The sequence below is a fragment of the Roseofilum sp. KMC-1 genome, from assembly GCF_057802075.1.
On the sequence record NZ_CM173605.1, the window covers coordinates 4,638,636 to 4,653,508 of the forward strand.

The following is a 14,873-nucleotide window of genomic DNA, read 5'->3' on the forward strand; positions in this document are numbered from 1 at the left end:
CCTATTCTCCTATCCCCCCATGTCACCATCAATTTGATAGCTCAACCACTCGGTTCCCTCAGCCGTGATTTGAGGGCGCAAGAGTCGCCAGGTTTCTCCCTCGATCTGCTGTTGTAGATAGATTTCAAAGGGATTTTGACGCTGCTTAATGGTTTGCTCTGAGAGTTTGATCTCTAGGTTATAGGTTCCTTGGATATGGAAGGTGGGTAATTTTTGGTCAGGGAGGCGATCGCTGTTGGTAATCTGAATCCCTTTAACCTCAATTTGGGGCGATCGCTCAATATGCAGGGGAGACTTGAGCTGTGCTTGAGTGAGATGTAGTTGTAGGGCGATCGCCTTGTTCACTAACGCTTGATTCGGACTGCCTCCGGAAGCACTACAAGCCACTAACAGCCCGATCAGAACCATCGCCATCAGTCTACCGATCCATTTCCAGACTCTATCCATAACCCACCATTACCCTCTCAGACCAATCCCATTGTATCGGCTTACAGCCCGTTTGAAGAGAGAAGCCCATCTAATGAATGAACCCCTCCCCATCTCCGTATGGCTTAGGGATTGTCTTTAAAACCCGATATTTTTCTAAGTGTATTACAGCATACGTCTTTTTTTTTTCTGTTATGGTAAAATAAACAGAGTTTTCACGGATTCAAAGTCACCAGTTATCTAAGGCAAAACTCGAACTCATTCTTAGAATATGTTTAACTTTTCTACAACCTTGCTTTTAGATTTAACCCAGATCAGAGAGTTACAGGGTTGCCCTTTTATTTAGGGCAGGGTTCACACCTTAAATACAACATGCTATAACTAAAACAAATACGGATGAGGTGTTAAACCCTTGTGGTGTGTAAGCCATCAAGGGTTTAACACCCTACGGCGACATCTACCAGCAAGGTTACAAAGGACATGGAAATTTGGGTCATTAGTTTATTTCTCATTGGTCTAGGTTTAGCCGGGTTTGGGACAATCTGGACTATGGTCATCTCCTTTGGAGAAAGTATTTTTTGGGGGATATCTTATCTATTTTTACCGTTGATTGGGGCTGTTTTATTTGTTAGCCTAAAATGGAATAAAAAAATAGTAAAATTGAGTTTTTTTACTCAATTGACAGGGATGGCTTTAATGCTTGTTAGCGCTCTATTAGTAGTTCTCCAAAATTGGAGTTTTCAAAACATTATTGCTCGCTGGACTCCTCAAAGAAAAACAGAAACAGCCATGACTCAACTGGTTCTGAATTACCCAACTGAACCTGCCCTATCCGCAGAACCTCCCCCTAGCTATGAACCCTCTATTTCCCTAAAATCTTATACCTCTCGCTCTCAATTTAAGCGCTATATGGAAGTGGGCTATCATGCCTTTGATATCGGTGATTATCACACTGCCCTAATTAACTTTGAACAAGCCTTAAAAGAGCGGCCGGATAATACTTATGCCCAAAAAGCGTTTGAAAACACCCATCAACGCATTAAACAGCACAGCTATACCCATTTCATGAAGGCTGGATATCAAGCTGTTGAGGGTAAAAATTATGCGATCGCCCTCCAACATTTTCAAGCTGCCCTACAATATCGTCCTGGAGACTCTTACGCCCTCAAAGCCATTAAGAATTTGCAAGGTCAAATTAACCCTTAATCTGGAGTATTTTTGCAGATTAGCTCTGGTTGTAACTCAATAGTAAATTGGGTTCCCTCCCCTGAAGATGAATCACACAAGAGTTGGCCATAATGTTTCTCCACAATAATCGTATAACAGATCGATAATCCCAAGCCTGTCCCTTTACCTGGCGGTTTAGTGGTGAAAAAAGGATCGAAGATTTGAGAGCGGATAGACTCTGGAATTCCACTGCCATTATCAGCGATGGAAATCTTTACTTGCGTTCCTTCTAGTTCTGTTTTAATCTTAATCTGGGGATCGTCTCCATTTTTCTGATATAAGGCATCGATAGCATTATTCAAAAGATGCATGAAAACCTGATTGAGTTGGGCGGGATAACAATTAATTAGAGGTAAATCACCATACTCTTTTAAAATTTGGATAACCCATCCATTATTCTTGGCTCTGAGACGATGGTTCAACATGACCAAAGTATTATCAATTCCTTCATGAATATCTACTGCCTTAATTTCTGCTTCATCCATGCGAGAAAAATTTCGTAAGGAAGCGACAATTCCCTTGATTCTTTCAGTTCCTGATTTCATTGAAGCTAAGATATGCTCTAAATCTTCCTGAATAAATTCTACATCCTTCTCTTCTAAAGACTCTTGAATTTCCAGCACTGGATTGGGATAAGCCCGTTGATAATCTCTCAGAAGCTGTAATAAATCTTGGGCATATTCTTGAAGATAATCTAAGTTACCATGAATAAAAGTTACAGGATTATTGATTTCATGGGCGACTCCAGCTACTAAATGCCCCAAACTTACCATTTTTTCATTTTGGATCATCTGGGCTTGGGTGCGTTGTAACTGCTCTAGGGTTTCCCTCAGCTCTTGGGCTTGATTTTTCGTTCTTTCGAGTAAATCAGACTGTTGAATGGCTACCCCAAGTTGTTGACTAATTTGACTCACAAATTCTATTTCAATTGCACTCCAAACTCTAGATTGCCCACACTCATGAATACAGAGCAGTCCCCACAGTTCATCCCCTTTGACTAAGGGAGCAACTAGATTAGCCCTGACTTGAAATTGGGCTAAGATATCCCGATGACAATCACTAATTTGGGGAGCATAGATATCTGGAATAGCGCTGATGCGTCCTTTTAAGTATTGATCGGCAAATTCCTCTCCAAAACAATGATCGTATACCTGAATGGAAGTTGCCGGTTTCCAGGGAGCGCGAACATCCTCACAAATGACCTCACCATGCCACACTAAATTGGGGTTAAACTGAAAAACGGCTACTCGATCAGTGTTGAGAACATCCCGCAGTTGCACAACTGTAGTTCTCAAAATGGTGTCGAAATCGAGAGATGAGCGGATTTTGGCGATCGTTTCTGTCAGTAAGCGATAATAGATGAGGCGATCGGAGGATAAGTTATAGCGAACATCTTGGCCCGCTTGATTCCACGTGAGTATCATCTTTTCTTGAGTATCAGACAAAGCATTATTCATTGAAATAATTGATGTGGAAGTACAATTTTATGGGTAGTGAGAGTGTCGATCTGAATTCAAAAAACATGCTATTGACAAAACCTAGTGTTTGCAGCTATGCACCGACTGATGATGAAATGATCGAGGCTCTGTTCAGAGCTTCACACCCTCTCTTTATGATAGTGTCCTTTTTATCAATTTGCTGCAAATGTAATCCCGATCCGCTTGGGGGAATGAGGGGACGCGGGGACAGGGAGATTCCCTATTACTTAAATTTTTCATTGAGCAAAAATCGAGGAGGGGTGAGCCAAAATAGATCGCTATTCCCCACGGGAGAACCCATATCGGGTAAAGCAATACCGATAATACCTGCTTTTTTTATAATCAAGCGCGATTTGACTTCTCCCCATACCAATAACTCGGCCCAATGGCCAAGATTGGGTTCATGGCCGACTAAGGCTAAATTTTCATACTTGCGCCATTTTTTTCCATCTTGCCACCAGGATAGAAGGTTACCTTCAGGGGCTAAATCGGATGAAGTTTTAACTTCTTTCCCTAGTCCCACTGTTTGCAAAATTTCTGCTGTTTGCTGGGCCCTGATTAGGGGACTGGTGAGAATTAAATCAAAGCTTATGCCTAATTCTTGCAGCCTTTGGGCTATTTTGGTGGTTTTGTTAATTCCCTCTGAGGTTAGGGGACGTTGGCAATCGCCTTGGGTATAGTCTTCTCGGTTTGCTGCTATACCATGACGGATTAAGTAAAGGTTAGTCATCGTTGTTTATTCCAGATTGCCAAATTGTTCTTGATAACGAGTTAAAAGGGCTTGTAATTCTTCAGCCCGTTGACGCTCTTGTTCGGCTCGCTGATGCTCTTGTTCGGCTCGCTGATGCTCTTGTTCGGCTCGCTGACGCTCTTGTTCGGCTCGCTGACGCTCTTGTTCGGCTCGCTCTATGGCTTCTTGTTTAGCTTGAGTTTCTGCTTTCAATGCTGCCACTAATTCATCGGGAATTAATAGCTTTTCTCCTGTATCTTGCCGATAAAATCCTATCAGCTTTCCTTCGGGAACCAGTCGCAAATTAAGGGCTTGGCTAAGGCGATCGGTAATGGGTTGATATGTGCCACCCACTAAACGATATCCTTCTAATTGCCCTTCAATCCATTCTCCTTTGGGGTCAAAGAGCCAATATTCTTCTACTTCTAGTTGTTCGTAGAGGTCTTTTTTGAAGACGCGATCGCGATCTCTGGTACTTTCTGAGGTCATCTCGAAAATTACTTTGGGCACTTGTCCTTCTTCCCAGATTTTGTAGTTATCTCGACCGCCTGGCTCTACATCAAAGATAACCATCACATCGGGTGCGGTTCGCAGTTTGGGAAATCCTTGGGAATAGTAGAGAAATTGGTCGCTGAGGACTGTAGCTCGTTGACCAGATAGATAATTTTTCAGCACTTCTAGGGTTGTCAGAAGTGCATAGAGATGGTCGTAAGTTTCAGCCACAGGTTCACCGTCCGCACTAGGGTAAATGATGGAGGAATCTGAAGAAGTTGGGGGAGTAATTAGGGAAGTCATAGAGATTTAAGTGGTGCATTCGTTTTCAGGTTGGAGTAGCCATAATCCAGTGTAGGTCATGCCAGAATCATCGGGTTGAATGAGTAGAAAATGAAGGCCTTTACTCTGTTGTTTTTTTTGTTCGTATTGATGACCGGCTTGGCGAACTTCGCTATCTTCAAAGGTAGTGATAATCCAGCGATCGCTCAATCCGGATTCTAAAATGAGGCCGTCGGGCTGACCGGGGATAAAATTGAGGCTGATGGGGTTAGCGTTGGCGAACCATTGGGCGAGCTGTAGAGATTGGCGATCGCCATCAATAACGACTCCAGGAATCGATAGGGTTGACGGAAGACCAAGATTAATGGGCCAAAGCTCTTCGGGTAGGGATTTGATGGGAATGGGGCGATCGCCGATTCCTTGAAGCAGATCTTGAGCGCTAATGGTGGCAAACCGCCAGCGATCGCCCCATAATGCCTCTGGTAAGGGCAGGGGAGGGGGTCGATCTAAGCTGATGGGTTGCTTTAATTCATCAACAATCCACTGTTTGAGGGTGGGGGTGCGCCGGGTGGGAATCAGTTCAATACCGAGGGTTTTAGCGACGGGTTCGAGTAAATGGAGGGTGGTGGGACGGAAGACGTAGAGGCGATCGGGTAGGTGGGAAAACTGCTTAAATTGAGTCAGTAACCAATCCCCGCTCAAATCCGACTGGGGACAAAGTACCCGATGGCGAAAGGTTCCAGGGGACGGTTCGCAAATCCACAGTTCCCAGAATTCCTCCTGGGTGTCAGTTGCTGAAGATCGGCGATAACAATCGACTTGCCAAGCGTGCATAGGAATCGATCCAATCGTTATGTTTTCTTTACAGGAGATTCCGTTTGGGAAAAATCATGTCATCTTAGATCTTATGCTAACCCAATAATTTCTAGAATATGCTTATGGAACCTGCCCTGACTCAATTTGGTACTCAGATGTCTCGTCTTAGTGGAGTGCGAGCCATTATGAAAGATATTATTGAAACGTTGCGTGCTGGAGGAGGGCAGCAGTTTATTAATTTGAGTGCGGGCAATCCTGTGATTTTACCGCCCGTGGAACAGATGTGGCGGGAGTATACGGCTGATTTACTTGCTAGTCCTGAATATGGGGAAGTGGTTTGTCGATATGGCTCTTCCCAAGGCTATCAACCGTTGATTGATGCGGTGGTGAATGATTTTAATCAACGGTATGGATTGAATTTGAGCGATCGCCATATTCTCATTACCCCAGGCTCTCAATCGGTTTATTTTTATGCCGCCAATGCTTTTGGAGGATACACCACTGAGGGAGCGCTTAAGCAGGTGGTGTTACCCTTAAGTCCTGAATATACCGGTTATGGTGGAGTCTGTTTAACGCCAGAAGCACTTAAAGCCTATAAACCAACCTTAGATATTGAAGAAGGTAATCATCGGTTTAAATATCGCCCCGATTTTAGTCAATTGAGAATTACAGAAGACACGGGATGTCTAATTTTTTCCCGTCCTTGTAATCCTACGGGTAATGTTCTCACGGATGAGGAAGTCCATAAAATAAGTGGGTTAGCCTCGGAATATAATGTACCGGTGCTAATTGATTCTGCCTATGGGCCGCCGTTCCCTGCTTTGAATTTCACTGAAATGGCTCCCCAATTTGGCGGTAATTTGTTGCACTGCATGAGTTTATCGAAGGCTGGATTACCTGGTGAGCGGATTGGCGTTGCCATTGGCGATCCGAGTCTGATTAGCGTTCTAGAAGCCTTTCAGACCAATTTGTGTATCCACTCTTCTCGCTATGGTCAGGCGATCGCCGCTAGAGCCATTCAATCCGGTCAACTGGCAGATTTGTCAGAAACTGTGATTCGTCCCCATTATCAAGGCAAATTCGCCCAATTGGAAGCCAGTTTAACCGAGGCTATGCCCAACTCTTTACCCTGGTTCTTGCATAAAGGGGAAGGGGCGATCTTTGCCTGGTTATGGCTGCGCGATTTACCGATTACTGATTGGCAACTCTACCAAAATCTGAAAAAAGTCGGTGTGATTGTGGTTCCCGGAAGCACATTTTTCCCTGGATTGCAAGAAGAGTGGGCCCATAAACATCAATGCATTCGCATTAGTTTAACCGCCACCGATGAAGAAATTTCAACCGCCATGGCAAGACTTGCCAAAGTGGTGGAAGAAACCTATCTTCAAAGTGCAGTATCTCGTTAATGGGTAATGGGTGATGGGTAATCGGTAATCGGTAATGGGCGATCCCCCCATCCCCTTATCCCCCTATCTCCCCCATTCCCCCACTCCCCCCATCCCCTAAGACTTATGACTCAAAATGAATGGATTGAAATCGGTCATATTATTGCCGCTCAAGGATTAAATGGAGAAGTGCGCGTTTATCCGGATTCCGATTTTCCAGAGCGGTTTTTAGAACCCGGAATGCGCTGGATACAACGATTGGGGGAAAAAACGCCCCAACCCATAGAATTGTTAGATGGGCGGTTAATTCCGGGAAAAGGATTATATGTGCTTACCTTAGATGGAATAGACACTCGCGATCAAGCGGAAGCCTTGCAAAAAGCTAAACTTTTGGTTCCGGTGAGCGATCGCCCCCAATTAGAGGATGATGAATATCATGTTCAAGATTTGGTCGGTTTAGAGGTTTGGATACAGGAAACCGGAGAAAATTTAGGCGTAGTGATTGATATCATTCCTGCCGGAAATGACCTATTGGAAGTCAAGTTATGGCATCAGAACAACGAAGAAGAAAATCCAGAAGAGGCTGAAGCTTCCCTTAAACCGACTCCCAATCGCAAAAGTAAAATTAAAAAGCCGCGCCGCCAAACTAATCGCCCGAAAACCATTTTAATTCCTTTTGTCCAAGAGATTGTACCAGTGGTAGATTTAGAAAAGGGTAGAATAGAAATCACGCCCCCTGAAGGCTTAATTGAGTAGACAGTTATTCTAATACAGAACTTGCAAATGATGTGTAAACCAGATCCCCCTAAATCCCCCTTAAAAAGGGGGACTTTCTTATTTCCCCCCTTTTTAAGGGGGGCAAGGGGGGATCGAGATGTACCTCACCTCATAGCGAAAAGAGCTGTACTTCACGAATGCATTGAAAATACTATAGTATAGATAATGATTAAAAGTCCCCTACGCTATCCTGGTGGGAAAGCTAAAGCAATCAAAAAAATCATTCAACATTTGCCCAAGGAATTTGACGAACAGTGGGAATACCGAGAACCCTTTGTTGGTGGTGGCTCTTTGTTTATTTATCTCAAGCAAACGTATCCCAAATTGAAGATTTGGATTAATGACTTAAATCCCGAATTATATTTCTTTTGGAAAGTCGCCCAATCTGATTTAGAGAAATTAGTCTCAGAAGTGCGTCAAGTTAAAGTCAGTTGCACTGATGGCAAAAAACTATTTCGGGACTATTTGAAAGTTAATGTAGAGCATTTATCGGACTTAGAGCGAGCCGTGCGCTTTTTTGTCCTCAACCGGATTAGTTTTTCTGGAACTGTTGAATCGGGGGGATTTTCTCAGCAGGCATTTTTACGACGGTTTACCGATTCTTCGATCGATCGTTTGGCGAAGTTAGCCCCGATTTTGCAGGATGTTAAAATTACTAATTTGGACTATGGCGAAGTGCTGAAACCGGAGGGTGAGCGGGTATTTATTTTCTTAGATCCGCCCTATTTTGTGGCTAAAAAATCTAAGTTATATGGCAAAGATGGTCATCTTCATATCAGCTTTGAGCATCAACGCTTTGCGGAAGAGATGCGAAAAATTTGTTCTCATCGGTGGTTGATTACCTATGATAATTCACCGGAAATTAGGGAGAATTTCCAGTTTGCTCAGATTGTTGAGTGGGAATTGCAATATGGGATGAATAATTATAGGCAAGCTTCAGCCGAAAAGGGCAAGGAGTTATTCATTACTAATGGTGCTGAAGTATCCTAAACTGAAGATTGCGTTACTGATTACTTCTCTTCCATGGATGCACCTCTAGAACGAATTCAATTGTCGCAAACGGCGAAGGATCAACTGACGAAGTTGAAACGGTATACGAAGATTGAACAGTGGAATATTTTGTGTCGTTGGGCGTTTTGTCGTTCTTTGGCGGAACCGTCGATCCCGTCTCCGGTTCCGATTCCCCGTGATAGTAATGTGGAGTTGTCTTGGCGGGTGTTTGGGGGGGAGTTGGCGGATGTTTTGGCGATCGCCCTCAAACAACGCTGTATCAATGATGGACTGGGTACTGATCCGGAAACTTTGGCGCTTCAATGTCGCCGCCATATCCATCGCGGAATTGGCTATTTGGCGGGCGATCCGAATCTGAAGAGGATTGAGGATTTAATCGAGTTGTGCGATCGCCAGTAGGGGCGGGTTTCAAACCCACCCCTACTTTATTGATAATAGTTCTGGATTAGTTGGGTTCATCATAGTCCCAGAAATTAATAGAAGTTCTGATTAATACGTGGGTTGACAAAAGGAATTTAATCGTGTATATGGCTTTTCGTATAGGCAACAGGAGAAAATTTACAAAACTTAAACTCAAATTTAATTAGGAATTACTCTCATTAGTAGTAGAATGGCTAGTGGATTAATATTGAGTAATTTTCTCAAAGAAAACGACAGGACAACCATGAAATTCAATCGACGACACTTTATTCTGGCTGCGGGAACAGGGATCGTAGCGGTTGCGAGTAAGGATCTAATCAGCAAAGTGCCAGCGATCGCCCAACGGAGGGCTGTAAACCTCTATTCTTCCCGTCACTACGATACCGACGATGAACTCTACGAGAGCTTTTCGCGAGCCACCGGAGTCAAAGTGAACCTGATCGAAGGGGAAGCGGAACAACTGATCGAACGAGTCAAAAGCGAAGGAGCCAATACCAGAGCCGATATTTTATTAACCGTTGATGGGGGTAACCTATGGCGAGCCAAACAAGATGGCATCCTACAACCGGTTAGCTCTTCGACTCTGAATCAGAAAATTCCCGGTAACCTCCGAGATCCCCAAGGTCATTGGTTTGCTTTCTCCAAGCGGGCTAGGGCGATTATGTACAATAAGAATAAGGTGAGTAAATCCCAACTTTCGACCTATGAGGATTTAGCGAATCCCAAATGGAAAGGGAAAATCCTGATTAGAAGTTCGACCAATGTTTATAACCAATCCCTGGTGGGTTCCTTGTTAGCGGCTAATGGTGCGGAGAAAACCTTGGCTTGGGCAAAAGGGATGGTTTCTAATTTTGCTCGATCGCCAGAAGGCAATGACACTGCCCAAATTCAAGCCTGTGCTGCGGGGAGGGGTGATATTGCCATTGCCAATAGCTACTATCTGGCTCGTCTGGGTAAGTCTAGCCAACGAGAAGATCAACAGGTATTTAATACTGTAGGGATCTTTTTCCCCAACCAAACCGGCCCCAATGGTCGGGGAACCCATGTTAATATCAGTGGGGGAGGTGTCGTTAAGCACGCCAAAAATAGAGCGGCGGCGATCGACTTTTTAGAATATCTGGCTGAGGGTCAAGCTCAACAGTTTTTTGCTGAAGGCAATAATGAATATCCTGTGGTTGCGGGAGTCTCTCTCGATCCGGTGCTGCAAGGGTTTGGCAGTTTTAAGGCCGATCCGCTTAACCCGGATGTGTTTGGTAAAAATAATGGCGAAGCCTTAAAAATTATGGATAGCGCGGGTTGGAAATAGTCGGGTTAAGGGGTTAAAAAGCGGGCAAGATGCCCCCATAGCCGAAAAATTTTAATATTGAGGAGTGGGAGCGTCTTGCTCCCTAGCTCCTGAATTAGGGTTGTTTTTCCAGGTTTGATATCAATTAGAATTTTGATAACTCTATCCGATTTAAACCTTGGGTTGCGGGGGGGGAACAATGCGGCGTTTTGATAAATTGCGATCGATATTTTGCAGCAATTTTAAATCTTCTGGGGGTAGAGCATAGGGGGTGAGGGGATGTTGCTTGAGGAAGCAAAAGGCTTGTCGGAAGTCGCAGGCCGTGGCAGGGATGGGGGCGTTAAAGTGGCAGGGAATCAGGCGCTGAAAGTCCCAACGGGCGACTTGTTCAGACCAGTGGAGGACGGCTTGGGGGGCGCGGTTGAGGATCAGGGTTTGCAGGACGGGTGCGACCCAGAGGCGGTTTTGTAGGGGTTGAAAGGCTTGTTTCCAAGTGGGTTTCCAGTTGAAGGGGAAGAGTCCGAAGTAGGCTTTTTTGGAGCGGTCTGAGGCGCTGATGGCTTGTTTAAAGACGGTTGACCATTGGGGGGTTTCGAGGACGCTGGGTTGGAAGTAGAGGGCAAATAGGCAAATGCGTTGCCATCCTTTGCGGCGGTTTTCTGGGGTGTCTTGAATAGGGTCTGAGGCTGTGTCTCTGGCGTGGAAGAGGAGGGGGTAGGGGTCAAATTGGGCGATCGCCGGTGGATTGTCAGAAAGAGAGATAATGGTATCCGTGACGCAGACTGTACCGGTTGCCCGGTGAAGTAGGGCGACTTCTTCAAATTGTCCTGTGCCGAGATTAATGGGGCCGAGTATACGATAGTCAAATTCGGCACTAAAGGGGGTTTGACTGCTGTTGGGGGGGAGAATGTGGGTGCGGTTTGCGGGCAACCCTAGCCAGGTCACGGGTAAGTTAAGGGGAAAACTCCATTGATGGGGAGCAATATAGACTTGGGCTTGGGGGAAGTTACGGGCAAAGGGGCCGACAAAGATTTTATGTTCGAGTCCGGAGACGGTGGGGAGGATAATATATTTAACGTCTCCATGGAGGGCGACTAATTCATTGACGAGTCGCACGCATTCGCGGGTCGGTGCAACGGGTGCATAGATGAGTAGTCCCCCAGAGGAGAGTTTGATTACGGTCATGCGAATGGGAACGACCACGTAGAGGATGCCTTGAAGTTGGTCGAATGTCCAAATGGTGTCTTTAACGACTTCTTGGCGTAGGGTGCGTCGTTGACCGTAGGGATAGAGGGGTAGGAGGGGCCATAAGGGCCAAGATAGGTCACTCAAGGGATGGGGAGATGGGGGAATGGGGAGATGGGGGGATAGGGGGATTTAATCATCGGATTAAAAGTTTATTTTTGAAATTATTTTTGAAATAAAGAAGTAGACTTGCTCAAGATAGTTTTTTATATTGTCTCATAGCTTGGAACTCTGGAGCTATGGGGCTGGAGGAGTTGGGGTTGGGGTTGGACTGGCTTGCTGAAGTGCTTGTTGTTGCTGGAGGAGTTTTTGTTGGGTTTGGGTGAGTTGGGTGGCTTGGTTTTGGGCTTGTTGCAGTTGTTGGGCGAGTTGCGCTCTGGCTGTATCTTGGCGTTGGTCGAGGGTTTGTTGCTGTTGGATGTAGTTTTGGAAGCTTTGCTGCTGTTGGTTAACTTGGTTTTGTAAGTTGGCGATCGCCTCTCCTACGTTAACCTGATTTGCGCCCAATCCGATCGTTAGTTGTCCCGTTGTCAGGGTGTGACTGCTCAGATGCCCAGATACCGCGACTTGACCGATTCCTGGGTTGATTTGCACGCCTCTAGAGCTATTGAGGTTCAGGGTTCCGGTGGATTGCAGGGTCATCTTGTGGTGTGTATCATCGAGGATGTAGCGATGGCCGCCTCTGGTGTGAATTTCGATGCGCTGGTTGCGGTCATCAAAGCGAATTTTGTTTTGGCCGCTGGTGGTAATTTCTAGGGCGCGATCGCTATCATTAAGTTCTATCTCATGACCGGCACTACTGCGGAGATAAATGCCGTCTCGACTGGCATATTGGTCTTCTTCCACAAACTGTAACGTATGGCCGCTGGGAGTTTTGAACGTTCTTAGTCGCACTTTTCCGCGATCGGAAATCGTCCGCTTCACCGGTTCCGGTGGCTTATCCTGTCCATTCCACAACCCACCCAGAATATAAGGCCGATGCACATCCCCATGTTCAAACGCTACCAACACCTCATCATTAATTTCCGGTAAACAATCAAACCCGCGATGTTTACCTCCACCCACACTCACCACCCTTGCCCACTCACTCGCATGGGAGCTGCCATCGGGTTCCGGATTCAGTGTCGGAAATTTAACTCGCACTCGCCCCAATCCCTCCGGGTCTCGATTATGGGTTACAATGCCCACCATCAGCGTCTGTCCCGGCCGCAGGCGACTTTGGGGCGATAAGATATCAAAAATAGACCCCCCTCGCAATCCCCGCACACTAAACTCGGTCGTATAAACCCCTTGATAATAGAGATGGCGAGTTTCCGTCACATAATATCGGCCACTGTAGCGCCCCATTCCCGTTAGCTCAATCACCTTACCCACCTGAATCAGAGGGTTTCCGTCTGCATGGGCATCCGCATAGATAAACTCCCCTCCTAACTCATCATAAATCGCTTGAGCCATGCGATCGGCCTCCTCCGGACTCGACACCGGCTTATCCACCACAATCAACCGGGGAGATGGTAAATTAGAGCCGAAATTATCCTCAATAAAACGGATACTACTGTCATTATCATCACTCGTGTCGATGATGCCTTCACCCTTACCTTCGACGTTAGTGATTAAATTGTGGCGATCGACCTTAGCTACAATCGGCCGTTTATACCGATAATCCCAACTCCGCACCTCAACCGCATCCACCTTTTCCGAACTCGTCACCCGCACCCGGAAACTCTCCACCTCCTTCAACCAAGTCAATTGCAATACCTCACTCTCCGTCGGCTTACGGAAATGTAACTTCCCATTCTGTACAAACAACTCAAACCCAATTCGCGCCGCCCTCTCCCGCAAAAACTCCATATTCGTCTGATTTTCCTGGAAAACATAAGCGTGCGTCTTCCCACTATCATCAATATGCCCCCCCTCTATCCCCATCTCCCGTGCAATTTTCCGTACAATATCACTATCCGTATAATCCTGAAACGAACGATTAAAACGCCCCCGATGCAAACGATGGGACAAATCATACCCCCGAATCACAATCGGTGCTTGAGTCGAACTCGTAAAATGAGTTTCCATCCCCGTAATTTCTCCATCAATCAACCAATCCTGATTTGCCTGTTCATTTTCCGCCGACGTACTGCCAACAAAACCAATCTTAACCTTCTTTCCCACTTGAATTAATCGGTCATGTTGCCAAGTTTCCGTCTCATCATCCAACGGACTATAGGGATTATTAATCACCAGGGTAAACATCCCCGGTAAATGCAAACTTTCCTCCACCGAAATTTGCAAAATATCCCGCATAAAGCTACTCATCTCATCCTCAGTAGCTCCCTCAATTTCAACCATCGGAGTCGAAACAAACAGCGTCTCATCACCCATAATCTCAATCCCTCAAAACAACCTAATCTGCATCCCTATCAAGTAGCACCTTGAACAAAACTTTGACGTTCGCTAAACTTACGACTCGCCACCCCAAGATCGACCTCTTTCAAATTCAAAGTTACCACCGCTCTAACCGGCACACCATTAGGACGAAACATATTCAAACTATAATCCAAAGACTCCACCATACAACGCATATAAATCTTATCTCCCCAGATAAAATAAAACACAGGTGGTCTTCTTAACTCAATCGCCTGTTTAGAAAGATTTTCCGAGCCATATTCCTCCAAACCATAAACATCAACCCCACTAATCGACTTCGTAAATGAAGACACCATAGAATCTCCCAGAGAAACCGCCAACGTCCGTTCTTGATAAGAATAGTTTTTCCCATTTACATTAACCGTTTGTTCATCAAACGGATCTTTAAACGAACTAAAATCCACCGCATCTAAAAGCGGTTGAATTTCCCTTAAAACATTCGTACCCGACTCATAAGTATCAAAAATCAAATTTGACAATGTAAGCTTATAGGGTTCCACAAATCCAAAATTCACTTTAGGCAAACCCCGCTCCGTTCTTGCCCCTTGCATATCCTCAATTTTCACACTGCGATTAAACCGCAATTCCTCCGGATTAAACATAAAGCGAATAATATCGGCTGCCTCCCCATCTCTCGGAATCAACGCCGCCTTAACTAAGCGTATATCCCCTTGTAGAAACTGCTGCTGATAGAGTCTAAGTGCCGCCTTCTGCTTCTCGGCCTCGACTATATCATAAACATCCTCTCGTTCTTCATCAACCTCAATAGCTTGCTCCATCATCAGCAAATCTGCACCCGTCAGTACCGCTCCCTTAGTCGCCGATTTTAACGCATCCGAAAGTCCCATTTTTCCCCTCCTTAATCCTTAATCCTTCTC

14 protein-coding genes are annotated in these 14,873 nt (G+C 45.4%); 6 read left to right on the forward strand and 8 right to left on the reverse strand.

The window, feature by feature from the left end:
* Positions 1-9: 9 nt before the first annotated feature.
* Positions 10-447 carry a hypothetical protein gene (locus AC3FZD_RS21335; RefSeq protein WP_488737955.1) on the reverse strand — a complete coding sequence of 146 codons (438 nt, stop codon included), beginning with the start codon at positions 445-447 and terminating at the stop codon, positions 10-12.
* 459 nt (positions 448-906) lie between these two features.
* Here AC3FZD_RS21335 and AC3FZD_RS21340 point away from each other — a divergent pair, with 459 nt between their 5' ends.
* Complete coding sequence (locus tag AC3FZD_RS21340; RefSeq protein ID WP_488737956.1) at positions 907-1,632, forward strand: hypothetical protein; 726 nt, start codon at positions 907-909, stop codon at positions 1,630-1,632.
* Here AC3FZD_RS21340 and AC3FZD_RS21345 read toward each other — a convergent pair.
* The 4 genes from AC3FZD_RS21345 to AC3FZD_RS21360 form a co-directional block, all read right to left on the reverse strand.
* The gene (locus AC3FZD_RS21345) at positions 1,629-3,077 is read right to left on the reverse strand and encodes a sensor histidine kinase (RefSeq protein ID WP_488737957.1); all 1,449 of its coding nucleotides are present in this window, start codon (positions 3,075-3,077) and stop codon (positions 1,629-1,631) included. The genes AC3FZD_RS21340 and AC3FZD_RS21345 overlap by 4 nt on opposite strands.
* A gap of 277 nt (positions 3,078-3,354) precedes the next feature.
* Positions 3,355-3,861 carry a phosphohistidine phosphatase SixA gene (gene sixA / locus AC3FZD_RS21350; protein ID WP_488737958.1) on the reverse strand — a complete coding sequence of 169 codons (507 nt, stop codon included), beginning with the start codon at positions 3,859-3,861 and terminating at the stop codon, positions 3,355-3,357.
* Between the two features lie 6 nt (positions 3,862-3,867).
* Entirely contained in the window at positions 3,868-4,656 is a 789-nt protein-coding gene (locus AC3FZD_RS21355; protein ID WP_488737959.1) for a Uma2 family endonuclease, read from the reverse strand.
* 6 nt (positions 4,657-4,662) lie between these two features.
* Positions 4,663-5,469, reverse strand: coding sequence for a Tab2 family RNA-binding protein (locus AC3FZD_RS21360; RefSeq protein ID WP_488737960.1), 807 nt, complete (start codon positions 5,467-5,469; stop codon positions 4,663-4,665).
* A 104-nt stretch (positions 5,470-5,573) separates the two neighbouring features.
* Here AC3FZD_RS21360 and AC3FZD_RS21365 point away from each other — a divergent pair, with 104 nt between their 5' ends.
* The 5 genes from AC3FZD_RS21365 (at position 5,574) to AC3FZD_RS21385 (ending at position 10,350) form a co-directional block, all read left to right on the forward strand.
* A complete protein-coding gene (locus tag AC3FZD_RS21365; protein ID WP_488737961.1) occupies positions 5,574-6,857 on the forward strand; it encodes a valine--pyruvate transaminase in 1,284 nt (427 codons plus the stop codon).
* A 105-nt stretch (positions 6,858-6,962) separates the two neighbouring features.
* Positions 6,963-7,592, forward strand: a complete 630-nt coding sequence (gene rimM, locus AC3FZD_RS21370) for a ribosome maturation factor RimM (protein WP_488737962.1) — start codon at positions 6,963-6,965, stop codon at positions 7,590-7,592.
* Between the two features lie 186 nt (positions 7,593-7,778).
* A complete protein-coding gene (locus AC3FZD_RS21375; RefSeq protein ID WP_488737963.1) occupies positions 7,779-8,603 on the forward strand; it encodes a DNA adenine methylase in 825 nt (274 codons plus the stop codon).
* Positions 8,604-8,636: 33 nt separating this feature from the next.
* A complete protein-coding gene (gene dndE, locus AC3FZD_RS21380; RefSeq protein ID WP_488737964.1) occupies positions 8,637-9,023 on the forward strand; it encodes a DNA sulfur modification protein DndE in 387 nt (128 codons plus the stop codon).
* Between the two features lie 265 nt (positions 9,024-9,288).
* Complete coding sequence (locus AC3FZD_RS21385) at positions 9,289-10,350, forward strand: Fe(3+) ABC transporter substrate-binding protein (protein WP_488737965.1); 1,062 nt, start codon at positions 9,289-9,291, stop codon at positions 10,348-10,350.
* A gap of 150 nt (positions 10,351-10,500) precedes the next feature.
* Here the strand turns inward: AC3FZD_RS21385 and AC3FZD_RS21390 are convergent, their stop codons facing one another.
* The 3 genes from AC3FZD_RS21390 to AC3FZD_RS21400 all read right to left on the reverse strand — a co-directional run bounded on the left by AC3FZD_RS21390 (position 10,501) and on the right by AC3FZD_RS21400 (position 14,843).
* Complete coding sequence (locus AC3FZD_RS21390; protein ID WP_488737966.1) at positions 10,501-11,661, reverse strand: DUF4336 domain-containing protein; 1,161 nt, start codon at positions 11,659-11,661, stop codon at positions 10,501-10,503.
* A gap of 150 nt (positions 11,662-11,811) precedes the next feature.
* Positions 11,812-13,950 (reverse strand): VgrG-related protein, encoded by a 2,139-nt coding sequence (locus tag AC3FZD_RS21395; RefSeq protein WP_488737967.1) that lies wholly within the window; start codon positions 13,948-13,950, stop codon positions 11,812-11,814.
* Between the two features lie 38 nt (positions 13,951-13,988).
* Complete coding sequence (locus AC3FZD_RS21400) at positions 13,989-14,843, reverse strand: CIS tube protein (protein ID WP_488737968.1); 855 nt, start codon at positions 14,841-14,843, stop codon at positions 13,989-13,991.
* Positions 14,844-14,873: the final 30 nt, after the last annotated feature.